Source organism: Nitrospirota bacterium (genome assembly GCA_016180645.1).
Taxonomy (GTDB): Bacteria; JACPQY01; JACPQY01; order JACPQY01; family JACPQY01; genus JACPAV01.
Genome location: JACPAV010000053.1, coordinates 13,865 through 34,039 on the forward strand (window position 1 = coordinate 13,865; position 20,175 = coordinate 34,039).

13 protein-coding genes and 1 CRISPR repeat array are annotated in these 20,175 nt (G+C 60.6%); of the genes, 7 read left to right on the forward strand and 6 right to left on the reverse strand.

Features of this window, described 5'->3' with window-relative positions:
• Window positions 1-7: 7 nt before the first annotated feature.
• Window positions 8-1,756: an adenylate/guanylate cyclase domain-containing protein gene (locus HYT87_19490; protein MBI2061929.1), complete on the reverse strand. Its 1,749-nt coding sequence runs from the start codon at window positions 1,754-1,756 to the stop codon at window positions 8-10.
• 68 nt (window positions 1,757-1,824) lie between these two features.
• Window positions 1,825-2,922: an NAD-dependent epimerase/dehydratase family protein gene (locus HYT87_19495; GenBank protein MBI2061930.1), complete on the reverse strand. Its 1,098-nt coding sequence runs from the start codon at window positions 2,920-2,922 to the stop codon at window positions 1,825-1,827.
• Window positions 2,923-2,951: 29 nt separating this feature from the next.
• On the opposite strand from HYT87_19495, the gene HYT87_19500 reads away from it, so the two are divergent.
• Both HYT87_19500 and HYT87_19505 read left to right on the forward strand, forming a co-directional pair.
• Complete coding sequence (locus tag HYT87_19500) at window positions 2,952-5,810, forward strand: PD40 domain-containing protein (protein MBI2061931.1); 2,859 nt, start codon at window positions 2,952-2,954, stop codon at window positions 5,808-5,810.
• A 34-nt stretch (window positions 5,811-5,844) separates the two neighbouring features.
• Complete coding sequence (locus tag HYT87_19505; GenBank protein MBI2061932.1) at window positions 5,845-6,201, forward strand: polymer-forming cytoskeletal protein; 357 nt, start codon at window positions 5,845-5,847, stop codon at window positions 6,199-6,201.
• 208 nt (window positions 6,202-6,409) lie between these two features.
• Here the strand turns inward: HYT87_19505 and HYT87_19510 are convergent, their stop codons facing one another.
• The 4 genes from HYT87_19510 to HYT87_19525 all read right to left on the reverse strand — a co-directional run bounded on the left by HYT87_19510 (window position 6,410) and on the right by HYT87_19525 (window position 11,699).
• Window positions 6,410-7,303: a metallophosphoesterase gene (locus HYT87_19510; protein ID MBI2061933.1), complete on the reverse strand. Its 894-nt coding sequence runs from the start codon at window positions 7,301-7,303 to the stop codon at window positions 6,410-6,412.
• 206 nt (window positions 7,304-7,509) lie between these two features.
• Entirely contained in the window at window positions 7,510-8,676 is a 1,167-nt protein-coding gene (locus HYT87_19515; GenBank protein MBI2061934.1) for a cysteine desulfurase, read from the reverse strand.
• 51 nt (window positions 8,677-8,727) lie between these two features.
• The gene (locus HYT87_19520; protein MBI2061935.1) at window positions 8,728-9,750 is read right to left on the reverse strand and encodes a M23 family metallopeptidase; all 1,023 of its coding nucleotides are present in this window, start codon (window positions 9,748-9,750) and stop codon (window positions 8,728-8,730) included.
• Between the two features lie 44 nt (window positions 9,751-9,794).
• The gene (locus tag HYT87_19525) at window positions 9,795-11,699 is read right to left on the reverse strand and encodes a DUF2723 domain-containing protein (GenBank protein ID MBI2061936.1); all 1,905 of its coding nucleotides are present in this window, start codon (window positions 11,697-11,699) and stop codon (window positions 9,795-9,797) included.
• A 216-nt stretch (window positions 11,700-11,915) separates the two neighbouring features.
• On the opposite strand from HYT87_19525, the gene HYT87_19530 reads away from it, so the two are divergent.
• The 5 genes from HYT87_19530 (at window position 11,916) to HYT87_19550 (ending at window position 18,926) form a co-directional block, all read left to right on the forward strand.
• Window positions 11,916-12,722 (forward strand): acetyl-CoA carboxylase carboxyltransferase subunit beta, encoded by an 807-nt coding sequence (locus HYT87_19530; GenBank protein MBI2061937.1) that lies wholly within the window; start codon window positions 11,916-11,918, stop codon window positions 12,720-12,722.
• A 162-nt stretch (window positions 12,723-12,884) separates the two neighbouring features.
• Window positions 12,885-13,991, forward strand: a complete 1,107-nt coding sequence (locus HYT87_19535; GenBank protein ID MBI2061938.1) for an inositol-3-phosphate synthase — start codon at window positions 12,885-12,887, stop codon at window positions 13,989-13,991.
• 12 nt (window positions 13,992-14,003) lie between these two features.
• The gene (locus HYT87_19540; protein ID MBI2061939.1) at window positions 14,004-14,777 is read left to right on the forward strand and encodes a CDP-alcohol phosphatidyltransferase family protein; all 774 of its coding nucleotides are present in this window, start codon (window positions 14,004-14,006) and stop codon (window positions 14,775-14,777) included.
• Between the two features lie 97 nt (window positions 14,778-14,874).
• On the forward strand, window positions 14,875-16,395 hold the full coding sequence (locus HYT87_19545) for an NTP transferase domain-containing protein (GenBank protein MBI2061940.1): 1,521 nt from the start codon (window positions 14,875-14,877) through the stop codon (window positions 16,393-16,395).
• Window positions 16,396-16,529: 134 nt separating this feature from the next.
• Window positions 16,530-18,926 carry an MMPL family transporter gene (locus HYT87_19550; protein ID MBI2061941.1) on the forward strand — a complete coding sequence of 799 codons (2,397 nt, stop codon included), beginning with the start codon at window positions 16,530-16,532 and terminating at the stop codon, window positions 18,924-18,926.
• Window positions 18,927-19,336: 410 nt separating this feature from the next.
• Window positions 19,337-20,174: a CRISPR direct-repeat array (repeat unit 37 nt; unit sequence GTTTCAATCCTCGCCCGACCCGAAGGCCGGGCGCAAT).
• Window position 20,175 lies beyond the last annotated feature (1 nt).

A 20,175-nucleotide genomic window follows, 5' to 3' on the forward strand; every position in this document is an offset into this window, starting at 1 on the left:
CATAGAATCATATTTTACCTCGCGTAATCGGCTTGATCTTGACGATGGCAACGGCTTTCCCTTTTCCCTTAACGTGGACTTCGCTTGTCTCAATATACTCATACATTTGGGCAGTTGCCTGTGTGGCCGATAGTAGCACATTCTCGGTGGCTACCAAACCTTTGTCGTCCGAATAGGATTCGATTCGGAAGGCCGTGTTGACGGTGTCGCCGATCACGGTGAAATCGCTCTTGAACCGACTGCCGATCCGGCCGATGACGAGGGGACCCTTCGAGACGGCCACGTGGATGCTGACTTTTCTTTTTTCCGCTTCTTCCCACAGACCGAGGGCGGCCTTGAGGGCGGCCGATGCGCCGTTGTCGCTCGCCTGCACCGGCACGCCGAAGACCGCGAGGATGGCGTCTCCCGGAAAGCTCAGGACGAGTCCGTCTTCACGGCGGATGATGTCCGTCGTCCACTCGAAGTACTCGTTCAGCATGGCCACCAGATCCCGTGGGTCCATCCACTCGGAGATGGTGGTGAATCCTTTGAGGTCGGTGACGAGGATGCAGGCTTCGACCATCTTTCCCGATTCATCGATCTCGTCCTCGTGGTCCAGGATGGACGCGAGCACGAGGGGATTGACGTAGCGGCCGAACGCTTTCTCGAGGGTCCGTTTCTTGCGATCGAGGAACCAGAATCGGACGCCGGTCGCGACGGCGGTTTGAACCATCCAGGGAATGAGGATGGGGAGAACCGGAAGCCCGATGTTGTGGCGCAGCGCGACATAGGCTGCGGCAAAATAGAGGGGGCAGAGCATGGCGAGGGCCAGGGCGAGGCGACCGATGGACTCTCTGGCGGCAAGGAGAAGAACAAACGCCCCGAAGAGCAGGCCGGCCGCCACCGGGAGTGGGGGCGCGTCACGGATGAACCGACCGCCCGACAAGCTGCCGAAAGTCGTAGCGTGAACCTCGAGACCGGCAAAGAGGTCTTTGGGATCGTTGTGCAGGAGATTGAAGGGTGTGGTGAACAAGTCCGAGAGGAAATCCGGCGAGGGTCCGACGAAAACAACTCGGGCCTTCACGTCCATCCCCGGCTGGTTTTGAATGACCGTCAGTATGGAACCGGACGGAATCGAGCCTTTGGGCTGGAATCCGAGTCGGATCTTTTTGGGGAAAGCGGCGGAGAATTCCTGGGAGGAAAGCCGGTTCAGAGCGGCGTGGGCCGCGGCGGCCAGCGAGAGGTGCGCCCCATCGTCCGTCTTGACGTAGGTTTCCTGGTGGCGAATCACGCCGTCTTTCGAGGGGCTCAGGTTGAAGAATCCCGCGGCAGCGGCCGCCTGGCGAAGAAGCGGGTAGGGATACTTGATCCCGCCGCTGGGGGCGATTTCGGAGGCGATGATGATGGGGACGCCCCGGGCCGCTGCCCGCATGAGGGCGCCGGCGAGGGGCAGAGTGGATGCCGCGGCCGAATCCGTCGGAAGGAAAAGGAAGTCGAACACAATGGCCCGAGCTCCTCCGGAGATCAATCGGTCGACCAGTTCCGCCATCGGCCCATACCAGGCGGAGAGGGGTACGCCGTAGTGGCGGTAGGTATTCTCATCCAAGTACAAAAGGATCTCACTGCTTTCCGGATTGTTGCGCCCCCGTAGGCACATCAGCAGATCGCGGCTCTTTTCGTCCAACCAACTCAGGCTGGGCTGGGAGAACAGGAGAAATAAGACCGGCGAGACGAGGGCGGAGAGCGCGAGGAGCCAGATCCGAGAAAATGTAATCATGTCTTCATGTCAGCATGGAGTCATCTTGCCATGACCCCATGGCCCCATGGCCACATGACTACATTCTTCTAGGTCTCGTTCCAGAGGGGGCTGTCGGATTCGAAGACGGCCCAGCCGGTCTCTTCGTACCAGCGGATGACCTCTTCGATGGCGTCGAGGATCGAGGGGTACTGGAAGGCGTAGCCGGTGGCACTCAGTTTCTCGTTCGAAAGGCCGTGGCCGCAGGTGATGTAGTCGATCGAGTCCACTTCAAACCACGGCCGCTTGCGGATCGCTTTCGCGCCCATTTCCACGAAGAAGGCCGACGTCTTCAGAAGCCAGGCGGGGATCCGCACGTTGAAGAAACCCAGAAGGCCCTTCTCGGGCATGAGGGCGCTGGCCTTTTCCAGCAGATCTCCATTGAAGGTTGGGGAGTGGTCGGACACGTTGAACGCCATTTGGTGCGGCTCCGTGGCCTTCGGATTCCAAATGTCTTCACGCCGGCTGAGGTACAGGGCGGCACGGGCCATGTCCCGGACGTGAATATGGGAGGAGATCACTTCCTTCAAGCCCGGCTTTCCGAAGAGGAAACCGCGTTTCATGAGGTACAGAGCCTTCGCATCGCCGTACCGGCTGCCCGGACCGTAGATGGCCCCGGGCCGCAGGCTGACCGCCTGAAGCTTACCCGTCGCATTGGCTTCGAAGACTTCTTGTTCCGCGGCCCACTTGCTGGCGGCGTACTTGTCCGAGGGGTACGGGCGATCCGTTTCCTTTACAAGATTGTTCTCGTAGGAAGTGCCGTAGATGGCGCCGCTCGATATATTGACGAAGCGGGATGCTCCCGCATCGCGGCAAGCCGCCAGGAGGTTGCGTGTGCCGACGGCATTGGTTGCGTAGAGTTCATCCTGGCGCGCGAAGAAATCGAACAGGGCGGCGGAGTGGAACACGAGTTCCTGGCCCTCGACGGCCGGGCGCAGGGACGACGGTTCGCGTAGATCGCCGGGCACGTATCGGACGCCGGCGTATTTGGGGCGATCAAGATAACGGGGACGATGGCGGCTCGTGGTGGTGACGGAGCAGCCCTCGTCTACCAGGACATCGACCAGGTGCGAACCGACGAAGCCGCTGGCGCCGGTCACCAAGGTGTGCGGCTTTGAACGATCCGACGGATTCTCAGCGTTGGACATTTGTGTGCCGGATGATAGCGTGACACACCGTGATGCGCAAGCGACGTGCCGCCCTGCTTCTCTCCGTGCTCCTTTGGCCCTGCGGGGTTCATGCCCAGGCGAAATGGAATCCTGACTTGATCTGGAGAACGACGGAGACGGAACACTTCGCCATTCATTTTGATTCCACCTTGGAACCCTTGATTCCGCGCGTGGCGGAGGTGGCCGAAGAGGTTCACCGGGAGCTTTCGCCGAGGATCGGATGGCTTCCGCGGACGAAAACCCATCTCGTTATGGCGAACCGGTCGGATGACGTGCAGGGTCTGGCCACCCCTGCCCCCTACAACCTGATCGTCCTCAATGCGGCGCCGCCTCTGACCGAGGAGATGATGCTCGATTTCACGGATTGGTTTCGCGATCTGATCGGACACGAGTACACCCACATTCTCCATACGGACAAAGTGAGCGGGGTGGGGAAGGGGCTGAGGGCCGTATTCGGAGGGGCGTGGGTGCCCAACGGATTGGCGCCCCAATGGGTGACGGAGGGCTATGCGACGCTGGAGGAAAGTACGCTGACCTCCGGCGGACGGACGCATTCGGCCTACACCGACATGGTGGTGCGCACCGCCGTGCTGTACGGGCGGTTTCCAAGCCTGGACCAGGTGAATGGCGGCTTGCTGGAAGGGATGGGCGGGAATGCGGCCTACCTGTTCGGCGCCCGGTTCCAGGAGTACTTACGAAATCAGTACGGGGCGGAGGGATTCAAGGTCTTTACGGATAGTCAAGGTGGACGAATAGTCCCGTATTTCACCGTTGGGCTGTCGGGGCAAGCCGCTTATGGGAAATCCCTTAAAGCCCTCTGGTCCGAGTGGAAGGAACGGACCCACGCCGAGGTGGATGAATGGCGGGAGGCCCGTCGCCGGGAGGGTCTGGTGGAAGGGGAGGCGGTGGTGAAAGGCCGGGAACCCGTGCTTCGAATGGCCCACGAGGCCGTTGCCGACCGGCTATTGTTCTGGACGCGGAGCCTCGATCGTTCCCCGCGATTGGTGGAGTGGAGCCTGGAGGAGCGGGACATCGTGAGCGACTTTACGGCGACGGCGCTGACGCTCCATCCGTTGAAACCGTTGGCTGTGTATGCCGCCTCCGCCAGCGTGGGGCCGTTCGAAACGATGTCCGATCTGTTCCAAGTGGACGTCGAGTCGGGTTCCACCCGCCGACTGTCCCGAGGGAAACGGCTCCTGTTCCCGGCATTCGATCCGACCGGTGAGATCCTGGTGGCCGTGCAGTTCGAGGGTTCCCGACACCGGCTGGTGAACTTCCGCCCATCAGACAAGAATGTCCAGCCCCTCGATGCTCAACCATCGGCGAAACACCTCGGCGCATTGGCTGTTTCGCCGGACAACCGCACCCTGGCTGTGTCGGTGTGGCGGGAGAAGAGGGGTACGGAGGGATCGTGGGACATCCTTCTCCTCGATCGGCAGGGTGGGTTCCTCCAGGCCATCACGGATGATCGCGCCGTGGACTACAATCCATCGTTCTCGTCCGACGGCGAGTGGGTGTTGTTCGATTCGGACCGCTCAGGCGCTTTCAATGTTCTTTCGTGGAATCGGACGACCGGAGAGATCCGACAAGCAACAAACGTCGAAACCGGGGCGTTCCAGCCGGTGGTTTCGGGTGACAAGGTCTACTACCGTCGATATCAACCGGAAGGTTTCGATGTGTACGCTGCTACGTGGGATCCGGCGAGTTGGCCGGTGGTTCAGTCCCCTCACCCTAGCCATCTCCCGCCGGCGGGAGAGGGGGGTGATACGGAACGTTCCGACGGTGATCGCGAACAGAATCATCGACAGGCTCCCGTGTCACGCCCCTATTCGGCCTTCCCGGACCTTTTGATTCCCCGCCTGTGGAGTCCGATCTTCTTCTTCAACGACCGCGGAGTCGCCCAGTATGGCGTGGCCACTTTCAACCTCGATCCTTTGTTCCAGCATGTGTGGTACGTGGAGGCGGACTACCGCCCGGACGCGGCCACCTCGGAAGGCGAGGCGTTCTATCAGAACGACACACAGTTTCCGTCGATCTTTGTTTCGGGAAGACGACGGGTCTTCTCGGTGGGACCGCTCGACAGCGATTTCTACCAGCGATCGAATCGCGCCGAAGCCGGCATGAGTTTCCCGGACGTGAAATACGGCGCGCTCGCCTCGTACACGCTTGAGGACCGGATGAACTTTGGAAGCGATGCGGATCCCGAACTCCTCTTCCCCGGTCGGTTCGCCGGTGTGAGGACGGGCCTGGGATACGACTCGACGAAAGCGCATCGATATTCCATCAGCCCGGAGAAGGGGATCCGGTTCTCATCCTCCTGGGAAATTCTCCATAATCTCTTCGGAAGCGAATTCGACCAGCAGGTTCTTCGCGGCGACGCGCGATGGTACCGGCGCGTGCCCCTATTGCCCCGCCACGCCGTGGCCCTACGGGGGGCGGCGGGGGCTGCGGTAGGCGAAGCCACTCGCGGCGCCTTTGCGTTGGGCGGTTTCGTCGGCGAGAGTCCGATTGTGCTCGTGCCTGAGCGGACCTTCATGCTCCGGGGATACGATTTCAACGCCTACCGGGGGAGGCGATTTGTGCTCGGCAGCGCCGAGTATCGTTTTCCGTTGGCCAAGGTCGAGCGGGGAGTCGGAATCTATCCGTTGTTCCTCCAACAAGTTCACGGGCTGATGTTCGCCGACGTCGGGCAGGCATGGAACCGCGCGTTCGATGCCCCGCGCACGGGAGTGGGCGTGGGCGGGGAAATCGTTTTCAACTCCGTGCTGTTTTACGGCCTACCGGCGGATATTCATCTGGGGGTCGGCCGGGGGCTCACCGATCAAGGCGCGACGACCGTCATCTTTCGGATCGGTCCGAGCTTCTAGGACGATTCATTTTCTGGTAAAGTCCTCTCTCATCATGGGGGCAACGAAACCATCAGCCGACGGAACCGAACCCGCATGGGTGATGCCGCTGGGCAGCGACATCGTCCTCGAGGGGAAACTCAAATTTTCGGGCAGCATGGTCCTTAACGGGCAGTTCACGGGTACCATCATGAGCGACGGGCAGCTCACGCTCGGCCCCGAGGCCCTCGTCAAGGGTGATATCGCGGCCGATTCTGTTCTCGTGGAGGGGAAAGTTCTGGGGAATATCCGTGCGAAGAACCGCGTTCAACTCCGCCGTACCGCCAAGGTGATGGGGGATGTGATTTCCGCGCTCTTCGTCGTTGAGGAAGGGGCCATCTTCTCAGGCCGCTCCGAGATGGGGAAGGCGTAGGGGAGCAGCTTTAATGCGTCTAGCAGAATGCGTAGGGGAGGGTCTTCAGACCCTCCCGACAAGAGGGAGCAAGTAGGGGAGGGTCTTCAGACCCTCCCGACAAGAGGGAGCAAGTAGGGGAGGGTCTTCAGACCCTCCCGACAAGAGTGGGAGGACCTAAAGGTCCTCCCCTACGGCAGGTGAGTTTCCGGACGGATGGTTGGAACCGTTACTCGCAGAGATAGGGCTTTGACAGGGGCACGATTCGGTCGAGATCCGTCTCGAAAGCTTGCTTGGAGTGATTGCGCGACCGAATGAGCGCTCGGTCCAAACCGCATCTAAATACAATAATCCTGGATTGAACCTTCCACGACCGGAACAGATCGGCGCGGATGGGTGATACGTCCACGAAGATCGTCCCGTTCAAATCGCGCGAAATCTGGAGGTCATCCGGGTGATGGTTGTCGGCATGGATGTGGCCGGAGATCCAGAGGTCCACAGGGTGGAGTCTCAGCGCGTCTACAAATCGTTTCCCGTCGACGATGACCCGGGTGCGATTGCTCGTATAGGGGAGGCCGCTCTCCTTGAGGGGAGCGTGGGTGACCGTGACAATGATCTTGTCCCTGTTCGCCTCCAGCTCATGCCGCCACCACTCGAATACGGTGTCCGGAATCTCGGTGGGGGAACTCTTGTTTTCATCCGACATCAGGAGGAATAGGAGGTTGCCTTTCCGGAATTCTCCGTGAAGTTCGGGATTCACCCACTTGCGGAAGAGTTCACCGTTGTCTCGCTGATCATGATTGCCCGCAATCTCATGCCACTCGGACAGGCCGGTCATCCGCTTGGTGGCATCGTACCAACGGTATTCATCCTCTTCGGCGTTCTGGGCGATGTCTCCCGCGACGATCGCGAAATCGACTCCCCGCACGTTGTTCCGGATGTCGTGAGCGGCCAGTTCGTACTGCTTTCGCTGACTCATCGTAAACGGCTGGATATCCGAGTGCGCCCAGATCATGAGCACCTGGTCCGGAGGACTTTCGAAGGCAGCCAGGTTCGGGGACTCTTGTGCGGCGGCGGTGCAGGATGCGAGGAGGGAGGCGAGTGTGACAGGAAGGAGTCTCAAGCGTTCCGTGGATCTACGAGCGCCCTGCCTCATGACGCGGGCTGAAGCCCCATGCCACGGAGGGTATGGGACCATGATATGTCGCCGCACCACGGATGGTGCGGCATGTAACATGGCCCGCGGCTACCAAGAGAGGGAATCTCTGGTAGGCGCAGGCTTTGAGCCTGCGGAATTCTCCGTGATGGACGTTCACTCTGCCTGGACCTCTACGCGGCCGCTTTCCGGCCTTTGTTCGAGAGGTTCATGAGCTTCTCGATGATGGGCGGAAGGGCTTCGAGGAGGGCGTCAATCTCCTGCCGAGTGTTGGATGGACCGAGGCTGATCCGAACGGCACTGCGGCTTTCTTCGTCGGGCAATCCCATGGCTTTCAGCACGTGGGAGGGTTCAACAGATCCGGCCGAGCAGGCCGATCCGGTGGAGACGGCGATGCCCAGCAAGTCGAGGTTGATCAGAATCGCCTCGCCCTCCACGCCTGGGAACGAAACGTTGACGGTGCCGGGGAGGCGACCGTCGTCTTTCGGCCCGTTCAGACGGGCGGACGGGATGCGTCGAAACAGTTCATCAAGCAAGTCGCCACCCAGTTCGCGGGCGGTTTCAATGCGTGTCGGGAGTCCGGCCAAGGCCAGTTCGGCCGCCTTGCCGAATCCGACGATGTTCGCGACATTCGGCGTTCCGCCGCGGAGCTCATTTTCCTGCTCGCCGAAAATCAGCGGCGCGATCGATTTTCCGCGACGGACGTAGATCGCGCCGATCCCCTTCGGTCCTCCGAACTTGTGCGCGGAAATGGAATACGAATCGACTTTCAGCCGGCGGAGGTCCAGCGAGAGCTTTCCGGCCGCTTGAACGCCGTCACAGTGGAACCAAACGTCCCTCGCCCCGGCGATTTCCCCGATGGATTCGACGGGATGGATTGTGCCGATCTCGTTGTTCACGTGCATGACGGCGACGAGGAGGGTGTCCTCTCGAATCGCTGATCGAACCACCTCCGGGGCCAGGCGTCCTTCGCGATCAACCGGCAGGTAGGTTACGTCCACGCCTTCCCCCGCCAGCGCCTTGCAGCCATCGAGAATCGAAGAATGTTCGACGGAGCTGACGATGATATGGCGGCCCTTTTCTGATCCCCTTCCACAGACACTTCGCAGAACGGTGCTGTTGGCCTCCGTTCCCCCGCTGGTGAAGATCAGCTCCTTGGGACTGCATCCGAGCAGCTTGGCCACCTGGCCGCGCGCCAGTTCGATGGGCCCTTTCACCTCGCGACCGGCCCAGTGGATGCTGGACGGATTCCCGAACTTCTCGACGAGGTAGGGCCGCATCGCCTCGAACACGGCCGGCTCCAGCGGCGTGGCGGCGTTATGATCGAGATAGATCTTCATTTCCTTACCAGTTTAGCGCCGGCACGGGCGGGGGGCCAGAGCCGGATCGGATCAGTTCTCTTGGTCGAGAAGGAAGTTTTCGGGATCGACGGCGATGCCGTTGACGCGGACTTCGTAATGCAGGTGGGGGCCGGTGCTGACGCCGGTATTGCCGAGGGCGGCGACGATCTGCTTCTGCTTCACCTTCTGCCCTTCGGTTACAAAAAGTTCCGAAAGGTGTCCGAAGCGCGTGCTGTAGCCGTAACCGTGGTCGAGGACCAGGAGCTTGCCGTACTGTCCCTTACGCGAAGCGTACACCACGACTCCATCGGCCGGCGCAATGATGGGCGTTCCGACGGAATTCGACATGTCGATCCCGCGGTGGAACTGCCGCAGACCCGTGTACGGAGACCGCCTGTAGCCGAACCGCGAAGTGTACCAGCCGGGTACCGGCCTCAAGGTCGGCATTGAATTGAGAATAGACTGCTGCTCCAAGAGATACGTTTCAATCTCCTCCAGGCTCTTGTGTTCCACTTGGGCGTCGTAATTGATGTTGGCGAAATCATCGAACATGCCATCCACCAACTGCTGCTCATCTTCGTCCAGCGATTCGTACCGCATCGGCTCCTCCTCGGACGATCCGCCGGTGCCGAGCAGGGAGGTCTCTTCCTTCGGAGGTTCAAGATTCATGATCTTCCGGAGTTTGTGGTCGAATCGTTTGACCTTGAGGACCTCCTGATCCAGGAACCACGTCTTCTCTTCCATGGAGCGAAGCGCCACCGACTGGGCCATGTTTTGTTCCTCAAGGGTGTGCAGACGACGGAGTTTGCCGCGGACGCGGATGCCGTCCAGCGTGAGCACCACGGCGGAGAACAGGAGGACGCCGGTGAATCCTGCGGCGAGGAGGAGGGTCAGGCGTGAGGCCTTGAACTGAACCATCCGGGAGGCCTGATGGCTGGGCATGACCATCAGCGTGTAGACCTTCTTCCGCTCGCGGGAAATGGTTTCCCTGAGTCGGCTGAACCAGGAACCTTCGATCACACCCCCGGAGGTTTTGGGCTTTTCGACCCGCATAATCAGTCTAGGTGCTAACATCGGGTCACCCGCGGTGTCAAGCGGAAATTTCGATCTGAAGGGACTTACGGCATCTTCCCTGAACCGGGGTCGTGGGCTTCCGCCTTGGAGAGCGCCTCAAGGTACTTCTGCCGCAGGGGAGAAGTCGGGCTGAGCCGATCGAGAGCGTTGCGGTACAACCGGATCGCGTCTCCGGTTCGGCCCTCCAACTCGGCCACCCTCCCCAGCCCTTCAATGGCCGTGGCATACCGGGGCTGGATCGCCAGCGCCATTTCAAACATGCGCTTCGCTTCCGCAGTCCTGCCGTTCCAGAGGTGCCAACGGGCCTGCGAGGCGGTAATCCGGGCGATGTTGGCGGAAGTGGGCAGATCCGGCGGGGGCGGCGATGCGAATCGCTCGGCAACCTTCACCCACTTCCTCCCCAGGACTTCGAAGGAGGGGTGGCTTGGATGCGGCCGGATCAGGAATACCGGACCGGCCACCTTGGCTCCTGAGAACAGGGTTGTGTCGATATCGGTCCGGAGCGTGGTGGGTCGCCGTTCGGACAAGTGTGGCAGGATGATTCTAAGCTGATCCGGTTCCGTAAGTCCTTCCCGTAAGAGACTGAAATATCGGATGTCTGGACGTCTGTGCTCGATGCTGCTCAGGTAGTTGGCCTGGAAAACGAACTGGCCCGAATCGACCAGCGCTCCGTTGGGGGGAACGGCGTCAACGGTCAGATCGACGGACGCTTCCTGGGAGAAGGTTCGAAAGCCGGATTGTGCTTCCACGCTTTGGTAGAGGAGGACCACGGCCAGAACAACCACAGTGGCTCCGACCATCGCGCGAAGCACGGGAACTCGCGAGAGCTCCAAGACTGAGCGAGAACCGATTCCCGCGGCAAAAGCCGCTACGGCCCAGATGAGGTAGTACTGCGCCGGGAAACTCTCGAATCGCATGAAGAAGACGATTTGGAGGCCGGACCCGAGAAGGATGGCTGCGGTGAGCCGTAGTCTGGATTTGAGACCGTAGACGAGGCCCAGTCCCGCGAAGGTGAGGAGAGACCACGGGTACTCCCAAGCCAGCTTCCTGAGGAATTCCTGAATTTCGGGGGGCAGATCCGATCCTGTCAGTCGCCAGAGGTAGCCGTATTCGCTGGTTCCCAGGAGGTGGCCGAGGAGGCGAGCGGGCTGCGAGAGATCGCCCCAATATAGGGGAGCATCGGGAATCGAGCGCAAGGCGAGGAAGAGGTGAGTGGAGTAGCCCAAGGCCACAACAGGGAGCGTCGAAAGGATGCGGCGGACGATGGGTGACCCCGTCTGCGTCCGAGCATCGGCCGGGGCAGCCGTGCCGGTCGAGACCGACGCGCTCCACGGCCCTCCCCGGCGTTCCGGGGACGGCACGCCCTCGTGGCGCCGCGCCGCCGCGGCCTCCGGACCGCGGGCCGGTCGAGGGATCGAAAAGAATAGGGGCAGGTAGAAGAGGGTGGAGAAATGCACGCACGCGGCAATTCCAAGGGCCATGGCGCCGGCGTACGTGCCCCGCCGGCCCGGCACGGTGGCCACAAGGCCGAATGCAGTCGCCAGCATGGCCGCGTGGAAGGGGTAGACTTCGGGAACCAGCGCGTACGTCCGGAGGGTGACGGAAGTGACGAAGGCGCCCCCAAGGAAAACGGCGGTCGGTATGGATTCGAGTCCGGAGGTCCGGGGCGTGGATCGCGAGGGAAGGGCCGCCCAGTGGGCAAGGGTCGCCACGATCAATCCGCTGGAGATGGTCGAAAGGAGAGCCACACGGGCTGGAATGGGGCCGATCGGCAGCCACGTCAGGACATGGGCGACGAGGGAGTAGGCCGGCGAGCCGGCCGGATGCGAAGGGAGGAGGAAGAAGGATGTCATGATGAATTCGGGGCTGTCGTGCCAGAACATTCCGCCGTGAATGAACGCGGCGCAAAAGGCCACCGTGGCACAGTAGAGGATGAGAACGGGCGGCACGGGCCTACAATACTGTCGGGCCGGGCGATGTCAATCGACCCGGCTTCCCAGAGCGGTTGGCGGACCCGCTCCATTCCTGCTACCATCTGCGCGCTTCATAGAGGGAATCGTGAGGAATTCCAGCAAACCGATGTCTTCATATGTCTACTCGCTTTCGCTGAACGAGATCTGGGACGGGGTCTCCACCCTGCCGGTCTTGCAATCCGGGGGTGAAAGTTGAGCCTCCTCGACAAAACGATCCCGAAGGAGCTCTGGGTCAAGTGCGAGGGCTGCCATGAGGTCATCTTCAAAAAGGAAGTGGACCGCCTCATGGGAATCTGCCCGAAGTGCCAGTACCATTTCCGCGTGCCCGCCCCGGAACGGTTGCAGTCGGTGCTGGATTCCGGAAGTTTCCAGGAATGGGACACGGATGTAGAATCGACCGACTTCCTCCGATTTCGTGATACGGCAGCCTACCCGGACCGGCTGAAGCAGGCGCAGAAAAAAACCGGCCTTCAGGAAGCGATCGTCACGGGCTCGGGGAAGTTGAACTCCCGCGCCATCGCCATCGGAGTGATGGACTTCCGATTCATGGGGGGAAGCATGGGCTATGCGGTCGGCGAGAAAGTGGCGCGCCTGTTCGACCGTGCCGCGGAATCGAAAACTCCGGCCATCCTGTTTGCCTCGTCCGGAGGGGCGCGGATGCAGGAAGGCATCATTTCACTCATGCAAATGGCCAAAACGTCCGCGGCCATCGCGGCCTACCAGAGATCCCGATGCCCCTACATTGCGGTGCTGACCGACCCGACCACGGGCGGCGTTGCGGCGAGCTTCGCGTTTCTCGGGGACATCATCATGGCGGAACCGAAGGCGCTCGTGGGTTTCGCCGGTCCCCGTGTCATCGAGCAGACGATCAAAGTGCAGCTTCCCAATGGATTCCAACGGGCCGAATTCCTTCTCCAGCACGGAATGATCGACATGATTGTGAGCCGGCCGAATCTGAAATCGACCCTGACGACCGTCATAGACCTCCTGGCCCCATAAGGAGGGACGATGGGGGCGCGACCGATGCAGAGTGATCATTCGGAATTGACGAGTGGATTCAAACACCGCTTGACAAGAAGGGGCAATGGCGGTAGGAAACGCCCTGAATCGAGCCGGATGGCAGGGTCATCCGGTGAATGACCAGGTATACTGAGCGGGACTATGAAGAAGAAAATTAGGTTGGGAATTGTTGGTGTAGGCAACTGCGCCAGCTCCCTCGTTCAGGGCCTCGAGCACTACAGGAAGGCCGATCCCAAGAAGCCGGTTGAAACCATGGGGTTGGTCCATTACGAAGTGGGCGAGTATCGGCCGGAAGATATCGAGATTGTCTGCGCGTTCGACATCGACAAGCGGAAAGTCGGGAAGCCCTTGCCCGAGGCGATCTTCGCCAAACCCAACTGCACCAAGACCTTTTTCACATCTTTTTCCAAGAACGGCGTATCGGTTCACATGGGACCGGTTCTCGACGGCGTCTCCCCTCATATGAAGGAGTATCCGGAGGACCGGGTATTCCAGCCCGCCTCGAAGGAACCGGCCGACCTCGTCAAGGTTTTGAAGGACAGCGGTTGCGAGATCCTGGTGAACTATCTCCCGGTCGGTTCGGAAAAGGCCACCCACGCCTACGTGGAGGCGGCGCTCAACGCCGGCGTGGGAATGGTGAACTGCATTCCGGTGTTTATCGCTTCCAAGAAGGAATGGGCGAAGCGATTCGTCGAGAAGGGAATTCCCATCGTCGGGGACGACGTCAAGAGCCAGCTCGGAGCGACGGTGCTTCACCGCACGCTCGTAAAGCTGTTCCGCGATCGCGGTGTCAAGGTGGATCGAACCTATCAGCTCAACACCGGCGGTAACACCGATTTCCTGAACATGCTGAATCGCGAGCGTCTGATCTCCAAGAAAATTTCGAAAACGGAGGCGGTCCAGTCGCAGCTCCATGAACCCCTCCCGGACGATAGCATCCATATCGGGCCTTCGGATTATGTTCCCTGGCTGAACGACAACAAGCTGGCGTTCATCCGCGTGGAAGGCCGCGGGTTCGCCGGGGTCCCTCTGGAACTCGAAGTCCGCCTCTCGGTTGAAGACTCCCCGAACAGCGCCGGATCGGCCATCGACGCCATTCGATGCTGCAAACTGGCGCTGGATCGCGGCGTGGGCGGGCCTCTGACCTCGATTTCCGCCTGCACCATGAAGCATCCCCCTCAGCAGATGACGGACGAGCGCGCCCGCACACTCGTCAAGGACTATATCGAAGGCCGCGCCGAGCGATAGCTCGGCTTTCCGTTGGATCTCTCCCCCGTCTGGTCTCTCCTCGGCCCGCTGGCCGTGCTCTACGCCATCGCCGTCATCCTCCTGATCCTCTACGCGCTGACCGGCGTGGGAACGATGAACGTAAAGGAGGAAAAATATCTCAAGCTCCATATCCCTTTCGGCAAATACCTGGTGGAGTTCATCCTTTGGGTGTTCAACCCGTTCGAAAAATTCTGCCGCCGATTCGGAATCACGCCGAACATGCTGACCCTGGCGGGGACGGCTCTCGCCGGAGTCGCGGCCGTCTTCTACGCGAAGGGCCGATTCATTCCGGCCGCCTGGGCTCTGGCCTTCGGCGGGATTTTCGACACGATCGACGGTCACCTGGCGCGTCGGTTCGGTCAGGACAGCCGGGGCGGGGCGTTCCTGGATTCGACGCTGGACCGGTACACCGAGGGGGTCATTTTCATCGGGATCGCCACGTACTATCGGGAAAGCGTGTTTTTTCTCGCGGCGCTTACCGCATTGGTCGGCTCCATGCTGGTCAGCTACAGCAAGGCGCGGGGCGAGGGGCTCGGGCTCGACTTTAAGGGTGGATTCCTCAAGCGATCGGAGAGGGTTTTCTACCTGTTTCTCATTTCGGCCTTCACACCGATTGCCGACCTCCTCCGGCATCGATGGCCCGGGCTGCCCCCCGAATTCCTGTTCAAGGTGAACCTGATCTTCTTCGCTGCCGCAACGAACCTGACCGCGTTCTATCGGATCTACAACATTCACAAAACTCTTGATCGAGGTCAACGACCGTGATACGATCCTGCCCCAAGATGAAGGTCAACACGTGGCGGTCTATCCATCCGAACTTTCGCCGAGGGATCGCCCCGAGAACGGGGCAAGGATCGTGGCTATGAGCGCGAATGGGGTGGTTACGAAAGCGGTCATCATCGCCGCGGGAAGCGGCAAGCGCCTCCAGACCTCCATTCGGAAGACTCCGAAACCGCTCACGAAGGTTCTGGGAGTCCCCCTTCTCAAGAGAGTCATTCTGACCTCACGCCAGGCCGGTCTCACCGAATTTCACGTGGTCGTCGGTTTTCATGCCCATGAAGTCATTCAAGCCGTGGAGTCGGACGCCGATCTGTCGGGATTGATCCGTCGGGGCGATCTGTCGATCCACTGGATTTACAACCCGGAATGGAAGAAGTCGAACGGTGTGTCCGTGCTGAAAGCGGCGGAAAGTTTGTATGGTCCTTCTGCTCACCGTCCGTGGAGCGGAGCGGAAGGGACGGCGGATTCTGTGCGCGGGCCTTTCGTACTGATGATGTCGGACCACCTGTTTCCTCAAGATACGCTGGCGAAGCTCGTCCAAACTCCATTGGGCGAAGATGAAGTTATCCTGGCGGTCGATCGAAAAGTCTCCGACATTTACGATCTGGACGACGCCATGAAGGTCCAAACCCAAGGTGAGTTGATCACGGGAATCGGGAAGGATCTGCAATCCTTTGACGCGATCGACACGGGGATGTTTCTCTGTTCGAACCGGCTTTTCGAACATCTCAAGGCGCACTACGCCGAGAAACGGGATTGCTCCCTGGCCGACGGCGTGCGTGCCATGGCCGAAGTGGGGAAATTGAGACTGTTCGACGTCGGGCCGGCTTGGTGGCAGGACGTGGACACACCGGGCAGCCTGCGCCACGCTCAACGCCTCCTTTTGAATGCGACACAGAAGACGACCGATGGCGTGTTCTCCCGGTACCTGAACCGGCCGGTCTCCCACCTCGTCAGCCGCTGGCTCGTGTGGACCCGCGTGAGCCCGAACCAGGTGACCTTTGCCAATTTTTCGCTCGCCCTCCTCGCGGCCTACCTTGTCTCCTACAAGAGCACAGTTCCCTTCCTCATGGGGGCGGTCTTGTTCCAGCTCACCTCGGTGCTGGACGGCGTCGATGGAGAAGTGGCGAAACTCAAGTTCAAGCAGTCCAAGCGCGGGGAATGGCTCGATACGATTACGGATAACCTTTCCTACCTTGCATTCTTTGTGGGCATAACCGTCGGGGCTTTCCGCCGAACTCCCGAGGACAGCGTTCTCTGGTTGGGCGGCGCGGCGTTGCTGGGCGGGCTGGTATCGCTCGCCCTCATCTATCGACACGTTCACCGTCAGGGTCGGGGAACCCTGGTGGTGCTGGGGACCGACCTTGAGAAAGTCATCGAGGAGTGTCATTGGTTCGTGCGCGCCGTGTGGCATCTGCGATTCGCCGTGAAGAGGGATTGCTTCGCCATCCTGTTCCTTTGCTTCGCGGTGGCCGGCAAACCGATGTGGATTTTATGGACGGGAGCGGTGGCGACGAACGTGATGTGGATGGTGGTTCTCCTCTCCCGCGCTCAGCTCTGGCAGATGACTCCTTCCGCCGCGATGCATCGGGCGGAGAAGTAGCCGTCCGCCATCTGCAAATCCCTTAAGCCGTGAATACACCTGAAGCCTGTTCGTAGGGGAGCATCTTTAGATGCTCCCTCTTGTCGGGAGGGTCTGAAGACCCGCCCCTCGCATTCATTGAGATGCCATAAGCTGTGAACAAACCTGAAGAGCCCGTAGAGTCCCGTTGGCTGGATCCCATGTCCTGGGGGGTGGCCCGCGCGGCCCGCTCAAGGCCCGGATTCACGTTGCTCGTCTCCCTTCTCTTGTTCGCCATGGCGATCCCCTTCCTCCGAAAGCTCCGGCTGGAAACGGACCTCAAGAAGCTTCTGCCGGACGACTACCCGAGCGTGCAGGAACTGAATCGCGTGCTGGATGCCTCAGGACAGGGAACCGGCGATCTCATTGTGGTGATCCAGTCGGACAATTTCGATGCCTCGTTGCGCTACGCCGAGGACCTGAAAAAACGGCTCCAAGGCCAGCCCTTTGCGCGGAGCGTGACCTATGAGCGCAAAGACGAATGGATGGACCGGCACGCGCTCCTCTACGCCTCGCTCGAAGACCTCAGGGACCTCAAGGACAAGATTGCGCGCAAAATCAGAATCGAGAAATTGAAATCCAACCCCTTCTATTTCTCCCTGGGGGACGAGGAAGAAGTGAAACTGCCCGAGGACAAAACGCAGCGCCGGGACCGCCGGTACTACGCGACGGAGGACGGACGGATTCTTTTGGTCATCCTCAAACCGTCCGGGACGACCTCAAGCATGGGCTACTTGCGGGATCTGACCGGAAAGGTGGAGCGGGTTGCGAAATCAGAGCTGAAGCCTGCGTCCTACGATTCATCCATCGAGGTCGGCCTGGCGGGGCCCATCCAGGCCCGCATCGATGAGTACTCATCGATCCTGAGAGACCTTCGTTCGAGCGCGGCCACCGGTGGAACACTCATCCTTCTCCTAGTGGCCATCTACTTCCGAACGGCCTTCGCCCTCTTCCTGGTTTTCTTTCCGCTCGTGCTTGGAATTGCCGTGTCCTTTGCGCTGACCCAACTGGTCCTGGGCGAACTCAACATGTTCACGGCGTTCTTGTTCCTGGTGCTGACGGGTCTCGGAGTGGACTACGGTGTGTTGCTGCTCAACCGGTATCTCCAGCAGCGGGCGGGTGGACGGGATCCCACCGCGGCGCTCGCCCGCGTGGCGGGTGGGACCTCCCGCTCGGTCGCCACGTCGGCCCTCACGACGGCCGCCGCTTTCTCCACCCTCCTCATTACGGATTTCAAGGGCTTTGCGCACTTCGGGTTCATTGCCTCCACGGGGATCGTGTGCGTGCTGCTGAGCTATTGCATCGTCCAGCCCGCTCTGATTCTGTTGTTCGAGCGGTGGAGACTCATCCGCCTCGTCCCCTTCCACGGCCTTCGGATCAAGTCGTGGCCGTTGTCACGCGGCGTCCTGCTGGGGTGCATGGTGCTGGTTTTCGCGGCGGGCTACGCCGCCCCGAGGCTCAAGTTCGAGTACGATCTCTCGAAGCTGAAGTCCCAGGCGGGGCAGTCCACCGTCTGGCGGAGCCGGATGCGGGACGTGCTCAAGAAATCCCTCACGCCCGCGGTCGTTCTCACGAAGGACTTGGACGAGCTCCACGCGGTGGAAAAAGCCGTGCGCGAGAAGATCCGCACCGACCCGACTCCGACGATCGAGAAATTCAGCTCCATTGAAAACCTCGTGCCGTCGCAGCAGGAGGAGAAACGGGTCGTGCTCGGTCAAATCAGGGATTTGCTGGACCGGGAGCCGCTTGACGTGCTCCCGAAAGTCGACCGGGAGCGGGTTGAGGGCCTCCGAGAACGGTTGGAGGCGGAACCCATCACACTGGACAGCCTACCGGCCGACCTGAAGGAAAACTTCGTTCGGGGCGGTCACTACCTGGGCTTGATCTACTCCGACTCAGACAAAGTGAAACTCTCCAATGTGAAGGATGCCCGGCGGTTCGCGGAGGACGTGCGGACAATCGCCACGGAGCGGGGCGTTTTCCACGCCGCCAGCGATACGATTGTGTTGACTGACGTGTTCGACCTCATGCTGAAAGACGGGCGCACGGCGTTTCTATCCTCTTTTCTGGTGATCCTGATCCTGGTGCTGGTGGACCTGCGGAGCGTGCGGCTCGCCTCCCTGGCGCTCGTGCCCCTCCTGGCCGGCATGGTGTGGATGTTGGGGTGCATGTACGTGGCCGGGATGAAGCTGAACTTCTTCAACATGATCGTGCTGCCCGCTCTGTTTGGAATGGGGACGGACTACGGCGTGCACATCCTTCATCGCTATTTGGAGGAACGGAGCGTGCTGAATACGATGAGGCAGCTCATGGGGGGCATTCTGGTGTGTTCTTTGACGACGATGTTCGGCTTCGGCGGCATGATCACCGCGCACCATGAGGGGCTGGAATCCATCGGCATCCTGGCCAACATCGGCCTTATTTGCGTGACGGTGGCGTCGCTCCTCTTCCTCCCGGCCCTGATCAGCTTCCTCCTCGAACGCCGCAACGGCGGCGATCAGGTCAAGAGCTGAGCCCATTCTGGAGCTTACTGAATTTTCCGCGGCAAGGTCCCGGGCGGACTGGTTCAGGTCCCGAGGCTGAACCTCGATAGCCGCTATCGAGGTTTAGCCTCAATGAGACGGTCGCAGACCGAATGCGCACGCCCCGTTGGGCACGAGGGAAATTCAGCCGTAAAGCCCCTTGTTGTAGCGCCCGATTTTACATCGGGCGAGAGATCGTCCGGTATAAAAGCGGACGCTACGAAGAAAGGGACCTGGCCCGCGGCAGATGTAACGCTAATAATGTGACAACTCCTTACTGGATCTCCCTCGTAGTGAGGAGAGCGGGGTTTTCTCCCCTTCAAGGCGTCACGATCGCCCTAGACGATATTCAATGTGCAAAACCGACCCCATGTGCCCTACTTACGCCGGAGCTTGGTCCAGTTTCAATCCTCGCCCGACCCGAAGGCCGGGCGCAATTCGCGTATCGCTTGATCACGCTCGCGGCGGAGAGCGTGTTTCAATCCTCGCCCGACCCGAAGGCCGGGCGCAATACGGCATCGACTGCCTTGCCCGTTTTGGTATCCCGGTTTCAATCCTCGCCCGACCCGAAGGCCGGGCGCAATGAGAAACGCCCCGACTCCGGCGGCGAGGCTTATCAGTTTCAATCCTCGCCCGACCCGAAGGCCGGGCGCAATGGCGTTTCACCGCATGAGTGGTCCCGCCGTCCATCGTTTCAATCCTCGCCCGACCCGAAGGCCGGGCGCAATGTTTTTTCCGAGAAGACAATCGCTCGACCCCTTCTGTTTCAATCCTCGCCCGACCCGAAGGCCGGGCGCAATCGGTAGGAGCCCCGCCATCCCGTCCCGTTGGTGTCGTTTCAATCCTCGCCCGACCCGAAGGCCGGGCGCAATGCGTGAAGGGAGGGAGAACGTGAGCGACTTACGCGAAGTTTCAATCCTCGCCCGACCCGAAGGCCGGGCGCAATATGATCGGGGGTGAAGCGTGAACCATGATATCGTCGTGTTTCAATCCTCGCCCGACCCGAAGGCCGGGCGCAATATTCGTTTTCCGCGCGGATGGCTTGCACCTGTACGTGTTTCAATCCTCGCCCGACCCGAAGGCCGGGCGCAATGGGTCCAAGATCCCGAAGAGGCGGACTATTGGTGCGCGTTTCAATCCTCGCCCGACCCGAAGGCCGGGCGCAATATCGCGAGCGGTCATAACGGAAAGGAGTGTTAAATGTTTCAATCCTCGCCCGACCCGAAGGCCGGGCGCAATC